This is a genomic window from Roseibium sp. JB4-4 (assembly GCF_055693425.1).
In genome coordinates this window covers 4080298-4099686 of record NZ_CM146333.1, presented here as the reverse complement: position 1 = coordinate 4099686, position 19389 = coordinate 4080298, and the positions used below count along the sequence as shown (strand labels likewise).

16 protein-coding genes, 1 tRNA gene and 1 pseudogene are annotated in these 19389 nt (G+C 56.0%); 5 read left to right on the top strand and 13 right to left on the bottom strand.

The features are described 5' to 3' along the window. Window positions 1-29: 29 nt before the first annotated feature. The 5 genes from ACZ1HV_RS19315 to cpdR form a co-directional block, all read right to left on the bottom strand. Window positions 30-1055, bottom strand: coding sequence for an alpha/beta fold hydrolase (locus tag ACZ1HV_RS19315; protein WP_472716040.1), 1026 nt, complete (start codon window positions 1053-1055; stop codon window positions 30-32). A 44-nt stretch (window positions 1056-1099) separates the two neighbouring features. Then, window positions 1100-1750, bottom strand: coding sequence for a tetratricopeptide repeat protein (locus ACZ1HV_RS19310; RefSeq protein ID WP_298819817.1), 651 nt, complete (start codon window positions 1748-1750; stop codon window positions 1100-1102). A gap of 172 nt (window positions 1751-1922) precedes the next feature. Beyond that, the gene (gene ykgO, locus ACZ1HV_RS19305; protein WP_008551489.1) at window positions 1923-2048 is read right to left on the bottom strand and encodes a type B 50S ribosomal protein L36; all 126 of its coding nucleotides are present in this window, start codon (window positions 2046-2048) and stop codon (window positions 1923-1925) included. A 154-nt stretch (window positions 2049-2202) separates the two neighbouring features. Continuing rightward, window positions 2203-2277: transfer RNA gene (locus tag ACZ1HV_RS19300), tRNA-Val, on the bottom strand. Between the two features lie 137 nt (window positions 2278-2414). After that, entirely contained in the window at window positions 2415-2774 is a 360-nt protein-coding gene (gene cpdR / locus ACZ1HV_RS19295) for a cell cycle two-component system response regulator CpdR (protein WP_055677766.1), read from the bottom strand. 198 nt (window positions 2775-2972) lie between these two features. Here cpdR and ACZ1HV_RS19290 point away from each other — a divergent pair, with 198 nt between their 5' ends. Together ACZ1HV_RS19290 and hisN are read left to right on the top strand one after the other, a co-directional pair. Continuing rightward, window positions 2973-3893, top strand: coding sequence for an N-formylglutamate amidohydrolase (locus ACZ1HV_RS19290; RefSeq protein WP_472716039.1), 921 nt, complete (start codon window positions 2973-2975; stop codon window positions 3891-3893). 264 nt (window positions 3894-4157) lie between these two features. Further along, on the top strand, window positions 4158-4961 hold the full coding sequence (gene hisN, locus ACZ1HV_RS19285) for a histidinol-phosphatase (protein ID WP_472716038.1): 804 nt from the start codon (window positions 4158-4160) through the stop codon (window positions 4959-4961). Here hisN and ACZ1HV_RS19280 read toward each other — a convergent pair. Further along, a complete protein-coding gene (locus ACZ1HV_RS19280) occupies window positions 4958-6031 on the bottom strand; it encodes an alpha/beta fold hydrolase (protein WP_472716037.1) in 1074 nt (357 codons plus the stop codon). The genes hisN and ACZ1HV_RS19280 overlap by 4 nt on opposite strands. Window positions 6032-6154: 123 nt before the next feature. Then, the gene (locus tag ACZ1HV_RS19275; protein ID WP_298819800.1) at window positions 6155-6589 is read right to left on the bottom strand and encodes a hypothetical protein; all 435 of its coding nucleotides are present in this window, start codon (window positions 6587-6589) and stop codon (window positions 6155-6157) included. 276 nt (window positions 6590-6865) lie between these two features. Between ACZ1HV_RS19275 and ACZ1HV_RS19270 the strand changes: the two genes are divergently transcribed. After that, window positions 6866-7312 carry an Hsp20 family protein gene (locus ACZ1HV_RS19270; protein ID WP_298819798.1) on the top strand — a complete coding sequence of 149 codons (447 nt, stop codon included), beginning with the start codon at window positions 6866-6868 and terminating at the stop codon, window positions 7310-7312. A 116-nt stretch (window positions 7313-7428) separates the two neighbouring features. Here the strand turns inward: ACZ1HV_RS19270 and ACZ1HV_RS19265 are convergent. The 5 genes and pseudogenes from ACZ1HV_RS19265 to ACZ1HV_RS19245 form a co-directional block, all read right to left on the bottom strand. After that, window positions 7429-8486 (bottom strand): annotated as a pseudogene (locus tag ACZ1HV_RS19265) (threonine aldolase family protein). A 44-nt stretch (window positions 8487-8530) separates the two neighbouring features. Beyond that, complete coding sequence (locus ACZ1HV_RS19260; protein ID WP_298984578.1) at window positions 8531-9118, bottom strand: DoxX family protein; 588 nt, start codon at window positions 9116-9118, stop codon at window positions 8531-8533. A gap of 38 nt (window positions 9119-9156) precedes the next feature. Then, window positions 9157-9930: an HvfC/BufC N-terminal domain-containing protein gene (locus ACZ1HV_RS19255; protein WP_472716036.1), complete on the bottom strand. Its 774-nt coding sequence runs from the start codon at window positions 9928-9930 to the stop codon at window positions 9157-9159. A gap of 10 nt (window positions 9931-9940) precedes the next feature. Further along, on the bottom strand, window positions 9941-10837 hold the full coding sequence (gene bufB, locus ACZ1HV_RS19250; RefSeq protein ID WP_472716035.1) for an MNIO family bufferin maturase: 897 nt from the start codon (window positions 10835-10837) through the stop codon (window positions 9941-9943). A gap of 95 nt (window positions 10838-10932) precedes the next feature. Beyond that, on the bottom strand, window positions 10933-11235 hold the full coding sequence (locus tag ACZ1HV_RS19245) for a BufA1 family periplasmic bufferin-type metallophore (protein WP_298819788.1): 303 nt from the start codon (window positions 11233-11235) through the stop codon (window positions 10933-10935). A 605-nt stretch (window positions 11236-11840) separates the two neighbouring features. On the opposite strand from ACZ1HV_RS19245, the gene gltB reads away from it, so the two are divergent. After that, complete coding sequence (gltB, locus tag ACZ1HV_RS19240; RefSeq protein WP_472716034.1) at window positions 11841-16574, top strand: glutamate synthase large subunit; 4734 nt, start codon at window positions 11841-11843, stop codon at window positions 16572-16574. Window positions 16575-16661: 87 nt separating this feature from the next. Continuing rightward, the gene (locus ACZ1HV_RS19235; protein WP_298819784.1) at window positions 16662-18092 is read left to right on the top strand and encodes a glutamate synthase subunit beta; all 1431 of its coding nucleotides are present in this window, start codon (window positions 16662-16664) and stop codon (window positions 18090-18092) included. A 76-nt stretch (window positions 18093-18168) separates the two neighbouring features. Here ACZ1HV_RS19235 and ACZ1HV_RS19230 read toward each other — a convergent pair whose 3' ends face one another. Then, entirely contained in the window at window positions 18169-19350 is a 1182-nt protein-coding gene (locus ACZ1HV_RS19230) for an SGNH/GDSL hydrolase family protein (RefSeq protein ID WP_472716033.1), read from the bottom strand. Window positions 19351-19389 lie beyond the last annotated feature (39 nt).

Genomic DNA, 19389 nt, shown 5'->3' with positions numbered 1-19389 from the left:
ATTGAAAGGGCGGCCATGGGCCGCCTTTTTCATGCCGGTTCGCGCAATTGAGGCTTCCTCGCAGTCCCCTGAATTTCACCAGGCGCGGCCTTCACGCGGTCGATCAGGGTTCCCAGCGCCTCGATGACCTTGTCATTGCGTAGATGATGCGGCATGTGGCCAGCGTTTTCCAAAACGATCAGTTCAGCGTTTGGCAAGTCTCGGCGCAACCCCTTGCTATGGATCGACGGCCAGACAATCGTGTCGTCCGCGCCAGTGACAACCAATGCCGGTTGTCCAATCTTGTGATAAGATTTGGCATGCCGCGTGACTTGCGGTTTCAGCGTCGCTATGTCGGTTGAATTCGCCCGGAAAGACTGCGGCCTGTACAAGAGCGGCAGGTTTATCCGTTCGGCATAACGTTCCGGCGCCTGCCCAGGGGCGAAGACCCGGAGAATGGCTGCGGGAGCAAGGCGTTCTGCAAGTGGTAGCGTCAAAGTTCTTGTAAAGAGGTCACCGACAATCGGAAGGGCAGCCATCGAATAGTGCCAGTCCACGCCACCTGGCCAGGGATGGCTGACGGGTGCGATAAATGCCAGCCCCGCGATGCGTTCTGGATATGTCAGCCCAAGAACGACAGTGACCGCGGCTCCGAAAGAATGTCCAACAACAATGGACTTCTTTATGTCAAGATATTCAAGCAACCCGGCAATAACTCCGGCTTGTCCTTCAAGCGAACTGTGCCGTTCAAAATCGCGTTCCGAGAACCCGAGACCCGGCCGATCCACAAAGAGGGTCGTATACCTGCCGTCAAACGCATCCTTGAACGCGATCATGGGGTCATAGGCATTGCCGCTGGCCCCATGAATGAACACCAGGACAGGTGCGTCACTGTCCTGATTGTCCGCAGGAAACAGATGGTAATGGAGTTTGACGCCATCGATTTCGGCAAAGCTGCCGTCGGGCTGATGCGCCGCAGAAATCTGACTGACACGCCAGGCTGTATAGGCTGCGGACAGGATGAGAAGAACCGAGATCAGCAACAAAAAATACATGGTGAAGCGAACAACAAACATTTCAACATACCGTTTATCGGAATGGAAACGGTACGTTTGTCAGGTCAGGCTGGTTCACCCTCAGCGTCTTTTTCAAGATCCTCCACAGCCTTGGTGGCATTCTCCAGGCTTGGATTGACCTCAAGCGCACGCTTGAATGTTTCCAGAGCGCTGTCCTCAAAACCAAGCCGCCGCTGAATGATTGCCAATCCCGACAAAGCGCCCCAGTGCCGAGGTTCAAGCGCAAGCGTCCGCTCGATGTCGACCAGCGATTTGCCGAAGTCCTCTCGCATGTAGTGCACGGTCGCACGGCGGTTCCAGCCTTCCGCAAAAGATGGCTTCAAAACCACCACAACGTCCAGCAGATCAAGAGCAAGTCCGTGGTCGTCTGCCTGGAGTGCCTTGCCCGCACGCGACATCAGCACGTCAACGGTGTCACTGCCAGAATCCATCCAGATGCGCTGGATTTCGCGTGTTATACGCGCCGCAGCGTTCGTGTCGTCCGTATCTGCAAGCTCTGCATAAAGCTCGTCCAGCCTGGACTGCTCCTCCTCCGGATCCGCGTCCTCAACAACAACCTGCCCGCCGTCTTGCGGAAGGTCTTCAGGCATCGGGTTGAAGTCTTCTGCCGACGGAGGGTCCACATCCGGTCCAAGATCGGGAACGGGTTGAGCACCGGCGATCCCGGAACCGACAAAAAAAACGATGGCAAACACAAAAATCCGCATCCAACGATTATGGGTCGTTAGATGCGGCGGTCAATCCGGGAAATTTACACATCTTGGTGCGCACGGCAGGGAATCATCTGTACCGCCCTGAAAGCTGCCTGCTAAGCGCTTCCAGACAAACGGGAATCAACGAATCCGACGCACAATCGCACCGGCAAGATCAGCCCTGGCGTGCTTTGAAACGCGGGTTTTTCTTGTTGATGATGTAGACGCGGCCTTTACGACGAACCATACGGTTGTCGCGGTGACGGCCCATCAGCGCTTTAAGCGAGTTTTTGATCTTCATGTCACTGTCCCCCTCTTAAGGGTCCTGCTTCTCTAAACCAAATGAGCGCCTGCGGCGCTCACATTCGACTGGGTTGTTCTTAAAAGCAGCTGCAGCAAATGCGCCTGTCTTCTGATCAACCCGCGCCTCTTGAAACCATCAATCAGCGCAAAAATGGTGGGCGTGACAGGGATTGAACCTGTGACCCCTTCGATGTCAACGAAGTGCTCTCCCGCTGAGCTACACGCCCGAATATCTCGGTAGTCTGGCGCCCCGACGCCGTGGTGGAGTGCGATATAGCGGGGAACGCAGATCTGTGCAACCCCCTTTTTCACCGAACCGGCAAATTATCACATGTCCGGCAGCGGCCAATTCAGGTACTTGGTATCAGGCCGCCAGCATGCGTTCGACTTCCTGCACAAGATCCTTCAAATGGAAGGGCTTAGACAGAACTTTTGCATCCTTGGGCGCATCCGATTCAGGGTTCAGGGCCACTGCTGCAAAGCCGGTTATAAACATCACCTTCAGATCCGGATCCAGTTCCGTTGCGCGCCTTGCGAGCTCGATCCCGTCCATCTCCGGCATCACGATATCGGTCAACAGCAGGGAAAAGGGCTCCTCGCGCAAACGCTCGTAAGCGCTTTTGCCGTTATCGAAAGACACAACATCATGGCCGGCGTTTTCCAGAGCTTTCGCCAAAAAGCGGCGCATGTCATTATCATCTTCGGCTAGCAGGATACGCGACATCGTTTATGACCATTTCCCTTTATTTTTGATATCCGGAGCGAATTTCAGAGCTCCTTCTGCCGGTTATAGCCCGAATTCCACAGAATGATAGCCAGAATTGGTTCTCCTAAGCTTTTGATATCAACACTGTGGACTGCGTGTTGATTCCTTGGCACCATGGGTCAACTTGTCATAAGGGCAATAACCGGAACCTGGCATTTGACGAATAAGAAACCGCCCTCCTTGCAAACGTCTCTTGAAGCCGACTTCAACGGCTATCCGGCGTTCGACGTACTTTGCCCTGCTGATCAGCGCCTGCCATACGTTTTCAATTCGCCCCATTCCGGCCGGCAGTATTCTCAAAGTTTCCTCGCATCGTCGCGTCTGGACGAAAAATCCATTCGGCGCTCTGAAGATGCTTATGTGGACGATCTCTTCGCACATGTCATTCCCATGGGCGCACCGCTTCTGAGGGCCCACTTCCCCCGGGCATATCTCGATGTGAACAGAGAGCCATACGAGCTCGATCCCAAGATGTTTGACGGACGGCTGCCGTCCTACGCAAATGTCCGCTCTATCCGGGTGGCGGGAGGCCTTGGGACTGTTGCCCGGATCGTGAGTGAAAATCACGAGATCTATCGCCACAAATTGCCTGTTGAAGAAGCCCTCAGGCGGGTCGAGGAAATCTACAAGCCCTATCACTCGACCTTGCGACGGCTCCTTGCGCAGACCCATGTCACATTCGGGTATGCGGTGCTGATCGACTGCCATTCCATGCCATCGACCATCAAATGCCAGACGACCGACAGTCGGCCAGACTTCATTCTCGGTGACCGTTATGGAACAAGCTGCAGCAGTGATTTGACCGAGTTTGCCTGCACGATCCTGCGAAACCTTGGCTACACCGTTAGCCGGAACAAACCTTATGCTGGCGGTTTCATCACGGAACACTATGGCAGACCGGCCAGTGGCCTGCACGCGCTTCAGATCGAAATCAATCGTGGCCTTTATCTCAACGAGACCACTCAGGAACCTTCCGCCGGGTTCGGCGAGCTCTTCAACAACTTGAGGACCTTCGCCCTGGAGCTGACTGCCATGCCGGACGCTGCCTTGCCTGCCGATTCGATCGCCGCCGAATAGCCCCGGACAAAAAAAGAGGCCGCACTCAAATGAGGCGGCCCGAGTCTAGGGAGGAAACGCCCAAGGAGGGCGATGCAATACAACGTATCGCACCGCAATAAAATTGCATTGCACCGCACAAAGGTCAAGCCCAAAGCGGTTCGAAATCTGATCAAACAATATGCAACTAAACCGGTTTTGCTGAGGTAATTTTCAGCAGAAACAGTTATACAGACGGCAAATCACCACTTTTCAACCGATTTACCCCTCACCAGGGAGAGATGAATGTCGGACGGGTTCAAAGCCAGTAGCAACACGTTTGCACCATTTCTTGACAAGCTTGCGGACGCTGCAAGCAACGCGATCATGCCGCACTTCCGGCAAGGATTTGCTGTCGACAACAAGTGGGACACCGGGTTTGACCCGGTCACCATTGCCGACAAGAACGGCGAAACGGCGATGCGCACCCTGATCAACAGTGAATATCCCGATCACGGCATTCTCGGTGAGGAGCACGGACCTGAAAATCTCGAAGCCGAGAATGTCTGGGTGCTCGATCCGATCGACGGCACCAGAGCATTCATCACCGGATTGCCAACCTGGGGGACATTGATCGGCCTGAAAACAGCAGGCCGTCCCAGCCTCGGCATGATGGTTCAGCCCTATATCGGTGAACGTTTCGGCGGAGACAGCAGCAGCGCCTGGTATCAGGGCTCCCTTGGCCGGATGACGATCAAGACCCGAGCTTGCAAGAGCCTCGAAGCCGCAACCCTCTTCACGACAACCCCGGCACTGTTTACTGAGATCGAACGGCCCGCATTCGACCGTATTGAAGCATCTGCACAGCTCTCGCGCTATGGCACCGACTGCTACGCCTATTGCATGGTGGCGGCCGGCCATGGCGACGCAGTCATAGAGTCTGGCCTTCAGGCCTACGACATCGTCGCTCTGGTGCCGATCATTGAGGGCGCAGGCGGCGTTGTCACGACATGGACAGGAGGCTCACCTGCCGATGGAGGCCAGATTGTCGCCTCCGGTGACCCTCACCTGCACGACATATTGCTTAGAGAACTGGCGAAGGCCAGCTAAAGTCCCGATTTTTGAAGTTCCAGTTCCATTTCCAGGCCTGGAACAAACGCGTCGAACGCGGCCCAGAACTGGTCGCGATAGATGTCTTGCTCCATCATCAGCTCGTGAGCCGCACCAGCAATTTCGACATATGCGGTCGCTTTCGCCCGCGAAACAAAATCTTCGATTTGGGGTGTTGATACGACCCTGTCAGCCCCTGCGGCCAGGATCAGGCACGGCAGCTTTATGCCAGGTCCAGCATTGCGCTTGCGCAATGACAGCATGGTGCGGGCCGCAGCCGCCAACCAGCCCATGGTTGGCGCCCCAACGCCAAGTTCCGGTGCTGCCTCAAGCACCTTGTTGAACCTCGCAAATCGCACCTTATCGGATGTTTGCCTGTTGGATTCGTAAGGAACCAGGATCTGACCGTTGCCACCTGGAACAAAGAGACGTCCAAGACCCATCATTGAAAAGACGCGTGCCAGCGGAAACCCCACTTTTTCAATCAATCCGGAGGTTTTGGGCGAAAGCGCTTTCAACGGCGGTTGACCGAGCACGCCAAAAGTCAGTTTTCTGACAAGCCAACGGCGCGCTGCAGAAATGTCAGGCGCCCAGGTCCCGGACGGAATTCCAAGCAGAGGTGCGGTGATCACTGCACGGTCAAGCATGGTTCGCAGCCGCTCTGAATCAGACAGTACGACAAGGCCACCCGTAGAATGGGCCAATGCAAAATGCGGCCCAGGGTAAGTTGCCAGCGAAATGTCTTTGAGAATCGTTCGAAGATCGAGCCTGTATTTCTTGAAATTCGAGACGTGACCTCGCCTGGGATTACGGGTCAAACGCTGGGAACCGCCCTGGCCGCGCCAATCAAAAGACACGACATTGAAACCTCGATCCCGCAGACCCTCGACAACTTCGAAGTACTTTTCGATAAATTCCGCCCGCCCCTGCAACAGCGTAACGGTTCCCTTGCGGGCCGGTCCTCTTGCAGGCCAGTGGGCAAAACGGATTTTGACACCGTCTGCCGTGTCGACAAATCCGGATTGCGTTCCCTCGGGAACTGGATTGTCGGGATGATGGAAAAGGCTCATGCGGCCCCTTTTGAAAAGCTAAGGCAACGAATAACTGTGATAGCGGTCTTCGCCGTGGCTCACAACAAACTTCAGGCCGGCCCCGTCGGACCGGCCCTGAAAGCCAAAGAAATTCACGTCACATTACCAGCGTTGTTGCCAACCCCACTGTGCACGATGACCTCCGACCGGGCGGCTCCGGACAATCTGCGCTGACCTTGAATCAACTACCAGACGGAACTTCTGACCACCCCAGGCACGGGCTTTGACAATATACATCGGGCCACGGCGATCCAGGATCCGGATTTTGTGAAAGCCACGATGACGCAAGCTGCGGCGGATCTGGCGCGGGCCCATCTCGTGGTAACCCCAACCGCCGCGACGGTCGTCCCAGCCACGCTGTCCGCGATGTTTTTTGTGCTTACGGTGATCGACTTTCACGATCAGCTCGGATTGCGGCTGATGGAACTTTGCCCCACTGGCCAGGGGAGCCGCACTGGCGGAGGAAACAAAACCGACGGACGCAAGCAGAACGGCACCGGCGATCGGGGCAGAAAATTTCGAAAGAGTGGCAAGCATTTTTCATCTCTCCTGACTGAGCCGTCAGCGCCGTGCTGACGTTGGCCACAAGATGCACCCGGCCACTTGAACCCAATCGGAAGGCTCCGTTCATCCGCCGTTCATCTGAAAGACGTCCGGCCAGAAAGCCTCTTGAAATGAAAATCAGGAATTCCCAGATTCCTTGTTGCAGGCGCCTCGAACGGGTCTGCAGCGCGATCCTGTCCCGCCAATATGGGGGATGATGGAAAGCACTATGAAGTGAAGTAACCGTTGCTCAAAGAGAGGACACTACACATGCGTCACTTGGATTTTTCTCCGCTTTATCGGTCCACCGTCGGGTTTGACCGTTTGTTTTCAATGCTGGATTCCGCCGGCAATGAAACCCCCAGCTATCCGCCTTACAACATTGAACGCACTGGCGAAAACACCTACCGCATCACCATGGCGGTCGCCGGGTTTACCGAAGACGAACTCTCGGTTGAAGCCAAAGAGCACGTTCTGACAATCAAGGGTGAGAAGGCTGACGAAGATACCGACCGCGAAATTCTCTACCGCGGCATCGCATCTCGCACGTTCGAACGCCGTTTCCAGATCGCTGAACATGTCCGTGTCGATGGCGCAAGCCTCGAAAACGGACTGCTCCATGTCGATCTCATTCGGGAGATCCCTGAAGCAATGAAACCGCGCAAGATCGATATCACGAGCGGTTCCGCCAAGCAGATTGAAACAACTGCTCACTAATCTGCTGACCAAACTTGCGAAAGTCGGCTTCGAGGCGCCTGGACACCCAGGCGCCTCTTTTGATCTTTCTCCTGATGTCTGATTGCCAGACGTTCTGAAAGGTCTCGAACCGGCGCTCAGACGGTGTCCGCAAGGACACTCAAGAACGCGTCCACATCAGCTTCAACGGTGGCGAAACTTGTCACCATGCGCAAACAGACTTCATCGTCAGCAGGCTTGGCATCACTTGGCAAATCATCGGCTGGCCATTCATAGAGTTTCGCACCAGCGACCTCCAGTGCCTCAAATTGCCTGCGCTTGAGTATAGGAAAGACCTCGTTTGCTTCGACTGGGCAAGCTGTGCGTCCACCAGCTTCCCGAATGCCTTCAGCGAGGCTCGACGCCATGGCATTGGCATGAGCAGCCGTCGCCATCCAGTTATCGTTTTCGAAGTAGCCTTCAAATTGCGCCGCCACGAACCTGTTCTTGGAAAAAGATGCCCGCCGCGTTTTCGGAAATACTCAAATCCCTTCGCCGCTTCCAGGTCGAAGAAAACGACGGCCTCCGCGCACCAGCAACCATTTTTCGTGGCACCGAATGAAAGCACGTCAACGCCCGCCTTCCAGGTCATGTCCGCCGGTGAGCACCCGAGTGACACAAGCGCATTGGCAAATCGAGCACCATCCATGTGCAACGGCATACCGCGCGAGCCGGCGACACTCTTGATCGCGGCAATTTCATCAAGCGTATAGACGGTTCCCCATTCTGTAGCCTGGGTCAACGAAACCGCTGCAACCTGGCCGTGATGCACAACGCCGTCGGGATAAGCAGCCATTGCGTTTTCCAGCGCGTCAGGGGTCATTTTCCCGAAAGCCCCCGGAACGCCGGCCAACTTGTTGCCGCCGGTCATGAATTCGGGACAATTGCATTCATCAACCTGGATATGCGCTGTCTGGTGGCAAAATATGACGCCCCCGGGCTTGGCATACGCAGCTAAAGACAACGAGTTTGCAGCGCTCCCGGTTGCGACCTGATAGACGGCCACTTCACGTTCAAAAATTTCACTGAATGTGTCGGATACGCTTTGGGTAAGCGGGTCGGTGGCATAGGCCGACGCGAACCCATTATTATGGCGGGTCAGCGCCGACATCACCGCCGGAGCCGCACCCGCCCAATTGTCGCTTGCAAAGTTCATGTGCCGGTTTAATCAGGTCGACTTCCAACCGGCAACATGAATTATCAATCGTAGTACATTTCCCGCTTGCGGTAGTAGGAACCCAGCAGCCAGTCGAGAGAAATCACGCCGGGGCCCTTGAGGGTCGGAACGAGCAGCAGGAAGATCCACAACAGCCGGTCATCAGAGATGATCGCATAGGGTTCACCATCAAAGAGCGCACCGATTGTCTTGGCATCCGCACCGTGGCCGGTGATATCCACGTAGGTCATGACAATGATGAAGACGATCATGCCAAGGCTTGCAAAGCGTGTGAACAACCCGACAACAACAAGCAAGGGCAAGATGAATTCACCCCAGGTGCCCAAAAGCACGATAAGTCCATAGGGAAAGAAGGCAATCTGACTGGTATCGTAGCTGACCTGTTCCATCAATTGCGGCAGCATCTGCGCATAGGCACCTGCGGTCGGTGTGAAAATGTTGGCAACACTTCCACCGATTTTGGTCAGCGCTGAATTCCAGAAAAACTGGAGCAGAACGGCCGCAAAGATGAATCTGGCGGCAAGTCCGAGAAACCAGCCGTTCGTCAGGCGCTCAATTGCGCCGAATACCATTGTGTACAATCGTACGAAGAAACCAATCAACGCACCCATGAATTCCCCCTTCCTGTGACGGACCTCGCCCCTGTTCCTCAGGCTACGTCGAGATCCGCAAATGCTCCAGTTGAAAGACAGTCCGAAAGACAATCAGACAGTGAAAAATTTTCGAAGGCTTTTTGCGCAGCCTCTGCGCTATCGGCCAACATGGCGCCGTCGAAAAGCGCACAAACGAAAATGTCGGCTCCGGGCCGGAGCAGCAACATGTCGACGCTCAATTCCGGACGGGTAAGCAGCACGGACTGAGCCAGTTGCAGATCGATCTGAATATCGGCACTCGGATCAAAGCGATTTGCACGGACGAGGTCCCAGACAGGCCAACGTGAAACAACGACTTGCGCTGCCGGATGCCTTCTGAAGCGGACCGCGCCGACCGATTGAGCATCTACAGAGCTCAGTCTGGCCGGGTCAAGCGGAACCTGGTCGGTTGCATGATAAGCCTGCAACCAGGCCCACTCGAGGCGGGCAACGCCGGCAAGATAGGGGTAAGCTTCCAGAGGTGGAAAGCTTTCCACGAAACCGGCGAAATCGGCCCCATAGTGCAGCAACACCGGCGATTTCGGAGGGTGCCTTGTTACAAAAGCGCGTGCAAGCGCGCCAAAATATTCATCGCCGAGCAGATTTTTGACGGCCGGAAAGGTGTCTCCAAGCGCGTCGCACAAACTCACGACCACATTGTTACGATAGACGCTGAAGCGCTTGGGCGCAGTTTCGCCATCAGGTCCGACAAGACCCACCGGCGTGCTGCTCTCGGGATCGAAAAGAGCTTCGCAAAAAGTCGTTTCATCGACTTTGTCACTGGTCGCCATTGCGCACATATCAGCCAACGCGCCGAATGCTGGGTCGACTGTTGTCGGCAAGAATCCGATCTGCTGCCTGAGCCTCTGACATCAAGACCGGCCAGGCTGGCACATCATTGTCCCATTCAATCAGGGTCGGAATTGCTCCGGTGCTGGCGATCAGGTGCTCATACAGCGCCCAGACCGCCTGATCGACTTCCCGGTCATGAGCATCGATCAACAGCGAACGCCCTGCATCATCCTGGTCAGGCGCATGGCCGCCGAGATGGATTTCGCCAACCGCGCCAATCGGAAAAGCATCAAGATAATCCAGCGCCAATCTCTCATGATTGGTGCAGGACACATGGACATTATTCACGTCAAGCAACAGACCGCATCCAGTCCGGCGCGTGATTTCTTTGAGGAAATCCAGTTCGCTCATGGTGCTTTGCGCGAAAGCGACGTAGGTGGACGGATTTTCCAGGAGCATACGGCGCCCGACGCTTTCCTGAACCTCGTCAATATGGTCGCAGACCCGATCGAGTGTTTCCTGGTCATAGGGAACAGGCAACAGATCGTTCAGATAAGTGGTCTCATGGGACGACCAGGCCAGGTGTTCGGAAAAAAGACCTGGCTCGTAGCGTTTGTTCAAGACGGCAAGACGTTGAAGGTGATCGCGGTCGAGCGGCCCCTCGCCGCCGATCGAAAGCCCGACACCATGGAGAGACAGTGGATATTTCTCCCGAATTGCCTCCAGCTGGCGATGCGGCATACCACCGTCGCCCATATAGTTTTCCGCATGAACTTCGAAGAACCCGATGTCGGCAGATGTCTCGAGTATCTCGGCAATATGTTCAGCCTTCAGGCCAGCTCCGGCTCTTGCCGGGACTGAAGCATCAATCCGCGTCGGGGTCTGGCTCGGGCTGTCTGGAAACATGATGGGCTCCATAGGGAGACTTGGTTGTCAGGCAGACAGACGGTTGCCCGCCTGCCTGAAATCTCAGCCGTGATACGGCCCTGTCAGCCAGAAAATCAGGCTTCAGGAAGGTCGCGGTTAAGCTCAGTCAGGGAACCCTTGCGGTCACCCGGCAGTTCCATGCTGACGCATGTGCCTTTTGGAACCAATGTCCAGGCATTGCCCTGATAGTCGACTGTGGAAGTGCCTGCGCAGGTCGTGCCGGCACCGGCTTTGCAGTCATTCTTGCCTTTCAGGGAAACGCCATAGCACTTTTCTTTGGCTTGCGCTTGAGCCGGGGTGGTCGTGGTGGACAGACCTGCAACAGCTGTTGCGACGGCACCTGCGACGATTGCAGCGGTCATAGCCTTATGCTTCATTTCAAACTCCTCTGGTCGAACCTTAGATCCAGTATTGGCCAACGCTTTGCGGCGAGCAGCGCGGCTCAACCTGTACATGAGCATATTGCCGATAAATAGGAAATCAAACGGCTGTGACTATTTTGCGAGCACATGCCCACAAAGATTACCAGACGCAAGATTCTTACACAAAACACCTCGCATTTGAGCTATCCGGACACATGGAACTTTTTGCGCGAAACAATTATAATGCGCACGGCAAGAAACACCCTTGCTCCTGACTGAGAAATCTGTCATGTTCGCGCCGCCTGAAATAGGACAGGGATACTGTCCCAATTGTTGCGGTAAATCCGGACCTGCGGTAATGAACAGGCTGGAGCAATGATCAGGATGACCATTCGTGTGATTCAGATGGATCTGCGAAAAGCGGAACGAAACGTTCCGGCAGCGGTAACTCCGCTGCGTCAATGCGGCGGTTTGTGTTAAGAAGCCGGCGCGGTAAATACAACGACAGAGCCGGGGCAGCTAAGCCAGGGTTCGCCGAGCCGCATTCTTGATGGAATGCGACCCGAACGGAACCGGACGCTTCAGCCACGGCGGCACTGGGGTAAACAGTGAGGGCGCACATGACGATTAAAGAGCTGACGACCAGCACAGCCATGCAAGCCGGGAGCGCGGACGGAAGAACCGCTGCGAACGCAACACTTGCCGAACGACTGAGCACGGCCGCCGACAAAGGGCTCTACAATCCGTCGCGCGAACATGATGCCTGTGGCGTGGGTTTCGTTTCCCACCTGAAGGGTGCGAAATCACACAAGATCGTTTCAGATGGATTGCAGGTTCTTGAAAACCTGACCCACCGCGGTGCGGTTGGTGCAGACCCCCTGATGGGCGATGGCGCCGGCATGCTGGTGCAAATTCCGCACGCCTTGTTTGCGGAAGAGATGGCAAAGGCGGGCACACCGTTGCCGACCGAAGGTGAATACGGTGTCGGTTTCGTCTTCTTGCCTCAAGACGACTCTTTGCGTGCCAAATGTGAAGAAATCGTAGATCGTGCCATCGCCGAGGAAGGCCAGGAGATGATCGGCTGGCGCGATGTGCCGGTCGATAATTCCTCGCTGTCAAAAGCTCCGGATATCGCCGCGACAGAACCTGTTTCCAGGCAGCTTTTCATCCGCAAATCCGCAAGCGACGATCAGAACGCTTTCGAACGCCGTCTTTATGTATTGCGCAAGGTGATTTCCAACACTGTGCGCGCTGAAACCGATGCAGTCTCCAAGGGCTTCTATATCGTTTCCCTGTCGAGCCGCACGATCGTTTATAAAGGCATGTTCCTCGCCTATCAGCTCGGCGCCTATTATTCGGACTTGAAAGACGAGCGGTTCACCTCTGCTCTTGCGCTTGTTCACCAGCGCTTCTCCACGAACACCTTCCCTTCCTGGGACCTGTCCCATCCCTATCGGATGGTTGCTCATAACGGCGAAATCAACACGCTTCGAGGAAACGTCAACTGGATGGCCGCGCGTCAGGCCTCTGTCTCCTCAACACTGCTCGGCGATGATATCTCCAAGCTCTGGCCGATTTCCTATGAAGGCCAGTCGGACACGGCCTGTTTCGACAACGCCCTGGAATTTCTTGTCATGGGCGGCTACTCGCTTGCACATGCTGCGATGATGCTGATCCCGGAAGCCTGGGCGGGCAACCCGCTGATGGACGATAACCGGCGGGCTTTTTACGAGTATCATGCAGCCATGATGGAGCCGTGGGACGGTCCGGCAGCCGTTGCCTTTACCGACGGACGTCAGATTGGCGCGACACTTGACCGGAATGGCCTTCGCCCGGCCCGCTACATCGTCACCGACGATGACTTTGTCATCATGTCCTCTGAAGTTGGCGTGCTGCCGGTGGACGAAGAGCGTATCGTTCAAAAATGGCGCTTGCAGCCAGGCAAGATGCTGCTGATCGACCTCGAGGAAGGCCGCATCGTTTCCGACGACGAGATCAAGCGTCAGCTGTCGACCGCCAATCCTTACAAGGACTGGCTGCACCGCACCCAAATCGTTCTGGAAGATTTGCCGGGCGTACGCCAAAGAGCTCCGGTTGCCGGAGAAAGCTTGCTCGACCGTCAACAGGCCTTTGGCTACACCCAGGAAGATATCAAGCTTCTCATGACGCCGATGGCAACTGTTGGCCAGGAAGCCATTGGTTCGATGGGCACGGACACGCCAATCTCGGCACTCTCCGACAAATCGAAGCTGCTATATACCTATTTCAAGCAGAACTTTGCTCAGGTCACCAACCCGCCGATCGACCCGATCCGCGAGGAACTCGTGATGAGCCTGGTGTCCTTCATCGGACCGCGCCCGAACATCTTCGACCTCGAAGGTCAGTCGACGTCAAAACGTCTGGAAGTCCGTCAGCCGATCCTGACGAATGAAGATCTGGAAAAGATCCGCGCGATTGGCGATATCGCCGACAACCAGTTTTCCGCGAAGACGCTCGACACGACCTATAGCGCCGAGAAAGGTGCCGACGGCATGGAAGGCGCGCTCGATGAGCTTTGCCAACGTGCGGAAAAAGCGGTTCGAGACGGCTACAACATCATTATTCTGTCCGACCGCCTGATCAACCGGTCCAGGATTGCTATACCGGCACTCTTGGCAACTGCTGCCGTTCATCACCATCTGATCCGCAAGGGTTTGCGCACATCGGTTGGTCTGGTGGTAGAGACCGGTGAAGCGCGCGAGATCCATCACTTCTGCGTTCTGGCCGGCTTTGGCGCTGAAGCCATCAACCCCTATCTCGCCTTTGAAACGCTTCTTTCCATGCACATGGAAATGGACTTCCCTGAAGAGGTTGACCAGTTCGAAGTCGTTGAGCGCTACATCAAGTCGATCGACAAGGGCATCTTGAAGGTCATGTCCAAGATGGGCATCTCGACTTACCAGTCCTATTGCGGCGCACAGATATTTGATGCTGTTGGTTTGTCCTCGGACTTCATCAAGAAATACTTCTTCGGCACCGCGACCATGATCGAGGGCATTGGCCTTGATGAAGTCGCCGAAGAAACGGTACTGCGCCACGCAGAAGCGTTCGGCGACGTTGCTATCTTGAGACGATCCTTGGACGTGGGCGGTGAATATGCCTACCGCACCCGCGGCGAAAGCCACATGTGGACACCAGACTCAATTGCCACACTCCAACATGCCGTGCGCTCAAACTTGCCGGACATGTACCGTTCCTTCGCAAAGCAGGTGAATGAGGAAAGTGGTCGCTATGCCATTCGCGGCCTCTTCCGCATCAAGAACGCTTCGGAAATCGGGCAACAGCCGATTGAAATCGACCAAGTCGAGCTGGCAGAAGACATTGTAAAACGCTTCGTGACGGGCGCCATGTCCTTTGGCTCGATCTCCCGCGAAGCACATTCGACCCTGGCAGTCGCCATGAACCGGATTGGCGGCAAATCGAACACGGGCGAAGGCGGCGAGGAACCAGAGCGTTTCAATCCGCTGCCGGATGGTTCGAGCAACCCGCAACGGTCTGCGATCAAACAGGTGGCGTCCGGACGCTTCGGTGTCACCACCGAGTATCTCGTCAATTCCGACATGATCCAGATTAAAGTCGCTCAGGGTGCAAAACCTGGCGAAGGCGGTCAGCTGCCGGGTCACAAGGTGGATGCGGTCATCGCAAAAGTGCGCCATTCGACACCGGGCGTGGGATTGATTTCACCACCGCCTCACCATGACATCTATTCAATCGAGGACCTTGCGCAGCTCATCTATGACCTGAAAAACGTCAATTCCGCTGCCGATATTTCCGTGAAGCTGGTGTCGGAAGTGGGTGTCGGCACGGTTGCTGCGGGTGTTGCCAAGGCTCGCGCGGACCACATTACGATTTCCGGTTACGACGGCGGCACGGGTGCATCACCCCTGACCTCCATCAAGCATGCCGGTTCTCCCTGGGAAATCGGCCTTGCCGAAACACAGCAGACGCTGGTGCTGAACGGCCTGCGCTCGCGCATTGCACTTCAAGTGGATGGCGGTCTGCGCACAGGCCGGGACGTCATCATCGGGGCATTGCTCGGAGCCGATGAGTTCGGTTTCTCGACTGCACCTCTGATCGCGGCTGGTTGCCTGATGATGCGCAAGTGTCACCTAAACACCTGCCCGGTCGGGATCGCAACCCAGGACCCCGTGCTGCGCAAGCGCTTCAAAGGCACTCCCGAACATGTCATCAACTATTTCTTCTACGTTGCAGAAGAAGTCCGCGAACTGATGGCAGGTCTTGGCATTGCCAAGCTGGACGATGTGATCGGCCGGTCCGACTTCCTCGACAAGGATGCCGCGCTCGAACATTGGAAAGCAAAAGGTCTCGATTTCTCACGGATCTTTTTCCAGCCAGAAGCAGCTCCTGAAGAAACACGCTGGACAGAGCGCCAGGTACACCCGATCGACGATATTCTCGACCGCCGGCTGATTGCGGCAGCGCTTCCAGCGCTGGAAAGCAAAGAACCGACGGTGATCGACGAAACGATTTGCTCCGTCGACCGTTCCGTCGGTGCGATGCTGTCTGGTGAAATTGCCAAACGCTATGGCAACAAGGGCCTGAAGAAGCCTGACACCTTGAAGATTAACCTCAAAGGGACTGCTGGTCAGGCCTTTGGTGCGTTTGTCGCACGCGGTGTCACAATTGATCTTGCCGGTGATGCCAATGACTATGTCGGCAAGGGTCTGGCCGGAGGAAGGCTGATCGTACGCCCGCCGGAAAACACACGTATTGTTGCAGAGAACTCGATCATCGTCGGAAACACCGTGCTTTACGGTGCAACGGAGGGAGAGTGCTATTTTCGCGGTGTCGCCGGTGAACGCTTTGCCGTTCGCAACTCCGGCGCTATCGCCGTCGTTGAAGGCGTTGGCGATCACGGATGCGAATACATGACCGGCGGTGTCGTTGTCGTCATCGGCCAGACTGGCCGCAACTTTGCGGCCGGCATGTCCGGTGGCATCGCCTATGTTCTGGACGAAGACGGATCTTTCGGCACCCGATGCAATCTTGCGATGGTTGATCTGGAACCGGTGACTGAAGAGGACGACCTGCTTGAGAAACTCCATCACCATGGTGGCGACATCGAACACAAGGGCCGTGTTGACCTATCTTGCGACATGACACGCCACGATGATGAGCGTCTGCGGCAAATGCTGACCAAGCATGTGGAGTATACCGGTTCGGCCAAAGCACAAACCATCCTGGACGACTGGACCACCTACCGGCCGAAATTCGTCAAGGTCATGCCGGTCGAATACCGCCGTGCACTTCGGGAAATGGAAGAGCAGCGCCTCGGCATGGTGGCGGCTGAGTAATCAGGCACTTGAACAAACAGGCTCTTGGTCATCTGAAGCGGCCAATCGAGCCCCCATGTGGAAGAGAAACGTTTTGAGGAGGTCGCCTTGGGTAAGGTAACCGGTTTTCTGGAAATCGATCGGCAGGAACAGAAGTATCAGCCTGCTTCGGATCGTATCCGCCATTTTAAAGAGTTCACGATTCCGCTGAACGATCAGGAAGTCGCGAATCAGGCGGCGCGCTGCATGGATTGCGGTATCCCGTTTTGTCACGGTCCAACTGGTTGCCCGGTCAACAACCAGATTCCCGACTGGAACGATTTGGTGTTTCAGGGCGACTGGGACATCGCGCTTCGAAACCTGCATTCGACGAACAATTTCCCGGAGTTCACGGGCCGCATTTGCCCGGCTCCTTGTGAAGAGGCCTGCACACTCAACCTGGAAGATATCCCGGTCAACATCAAAAGTGTTGAGCAGGCAATCGCTGACAAGGGATTTGAGCAAGGCTGGATCGTGCCGGAACCGTCTGCGACCAAGACCGGCAAGGCTGTTGCCATCATCGGTTCTGGTCCGGCAGGAATGGCGGCTGCGCAACAACTGGCCCGGGCCGGTCATACCGTGCATGTCTACGAGCGGGAGCCACGCGCGGGTGGGTTGCTGCGCTATGGCATTCCCGACTTCAAAATGGAAAAACACTATATTGACCGCCGCGTCGAGCAGATGGAAGGCGAAGGAGTGACCTTCCACTATGGCGTCAATGTCGGTGTGACTGTCAGCATGGAAGAACTGACGGAACGGCATGACGCGGTGATCCTGTGCGCAGGTGCCGAGCGTCCGCGCGACCCTGGCGTCACCGGCATGGAGCTTGAAGGCTGTCATTGGGCAATGCCCTATCTGGTTCAGCAGAACCGACGCGTTGGCGGCGAACCTGAAGGCGATGAAGCTCCTATCTGGGCGGGGGGCAAACATGTCGTCGTCATCGGTGGTGGAGATACAGCATCCGACTGTGTAGGTACCGCGTTCCGGCAAGGCGCACTCTCCGTCACCCAGCTCGATATCCGTCCGATCCCGCCGCTGAAGGAAGACAAGCTGACGGTTTGGCCCTATTGGCCGACCAAATTCCGCACGTCGTCATCGCAGGCTGAAGGCGCTGAACGTGAGTTTTCCGCCGCAACGCTTTCCCTTGTTGGTGAAGACGGAACGGTTACGGGTGTGAAATGCGCACGCGTTGATGAACAACGGCGCCCGATCGAGGGAACGGAATTCATCCTGCGCGCAGACTTGGTTCTGGCTGCAATTGGGTTTTCGGGTCCCTCGCTTGAGACTTATATCGCAGAGGCCGGAGACAAGCTGGAGCTTGACGGCCGCACCAACGTGAAGGCCAACACCGACGACTACAAGACCAGTCTCAACAAGGTATTCGCCGCCGGTGACGTGCGTAAAGGCCAGTCCCTCGTGGTCTGGGCTATCAGGGAAGGCCGTCAGGCAGCCCGTGCTGTGGACGAATTCCTGACTGGCTCCACCGATCTGCCTCGCTGATCGAACAAAGCTTTCAAACAAAAAAGCTCCGTCAGTTTAGCTGACGGGGCTTTTTGTTTAAGTTCTATCGACTTGTTCAGGATCCGCTTGACTGCTCATCGGTGAGCGCCGAAGTGCCCTCAACCGCGACCCGCGGGTCGTCGACGCGCCCCGGCATGGGTTTCAAAGGCTCTCCTTTGACGAAAAACCGATATGCGGCGCTGTCAGGATCTATAGCCTTGTCTTCCTCACCACCCAGAAGCAGAGCTTCCGGAGAGGTTGTTCGGCCTGTCAACACAATGAAATTCGGGTCGTCTTCGACACCTTCAAACGCCAGCCCGCCATAACCGCCAAGAATGCGGGACAGTTCTCTCTCAACGAAGAACGCAACTTTTCGATAGCCCGCCCAAGTGAAGCCAACCCTGTCATTGGTTCTTAGACGAGCGTTCTTGCCATCCACATCCGGACCGAAGGAAGAATAGCTGCCATCCTCGGCCAGGAAGATATCCCAGATGTCGACATAGCGAACACGCCGGTCGGCGGCAGCGCCCTGAAACAGCGAATTCAATTGTGTGAAATCACCGTTGGTCAGCTCGTTGTTCGTCGGCGGAAGACCAGCCCAGATCATCGGCTTTTTCTCCTGCCTGACCACCCTGACCAACGCTTCAACTTTATTGCGGTAAGTATCGAGCCATTCCGCTGTCATGAATTCGATTGGCGGGTCTCCGGGAAAGGTTTTCCCGAGATCGCGGCTTCCGATCATGACGACGACCGCTTTGACGTCTTCACCTCGAATTTTTGAAAGAACTTGTGTCGACCAGTCCGGTGGCGTTTCACCTGCGAAGCCAGCCTTGTCTTCGGTAATCCGTTCGACCTTGATCTGCGGTTTTTCCGCCAGTGTGAACTTCAACCCTTCGGCCACCCCACGTGCCATCCGGTCACCGACAACGAGGATCAGTCCCGCATCCGGGTCTTTCGGCATGACCTCAAACCTGGGCGCCGCGCCTGCTGGCCGTGTCGCTCTGGGACGTTGCTTGACGCGTTTCTGTGGCTCCCGGCGCCTTTCTGCACCGCCACCGAAGAGCCTTTGCAGCGGCGCGAACGGATTAAATCCGCGCAACGGTCCGTTTTGCGCCACGACTATTTCGCCGGCCGGAGCGGACTGCGCCAAAGCGGCTGGCACCTCACTGAAGATGACAGCCATTATACAGGTCAGCCCAACCCGTGTTGACCGGATTGCCGGGGTCCAGCTTTTCGCAGTCGGGCCAGTAAAGCGCAAGGATGCCTCCTGTCAGGCGCCGTCCACTGAGGAGGCGCG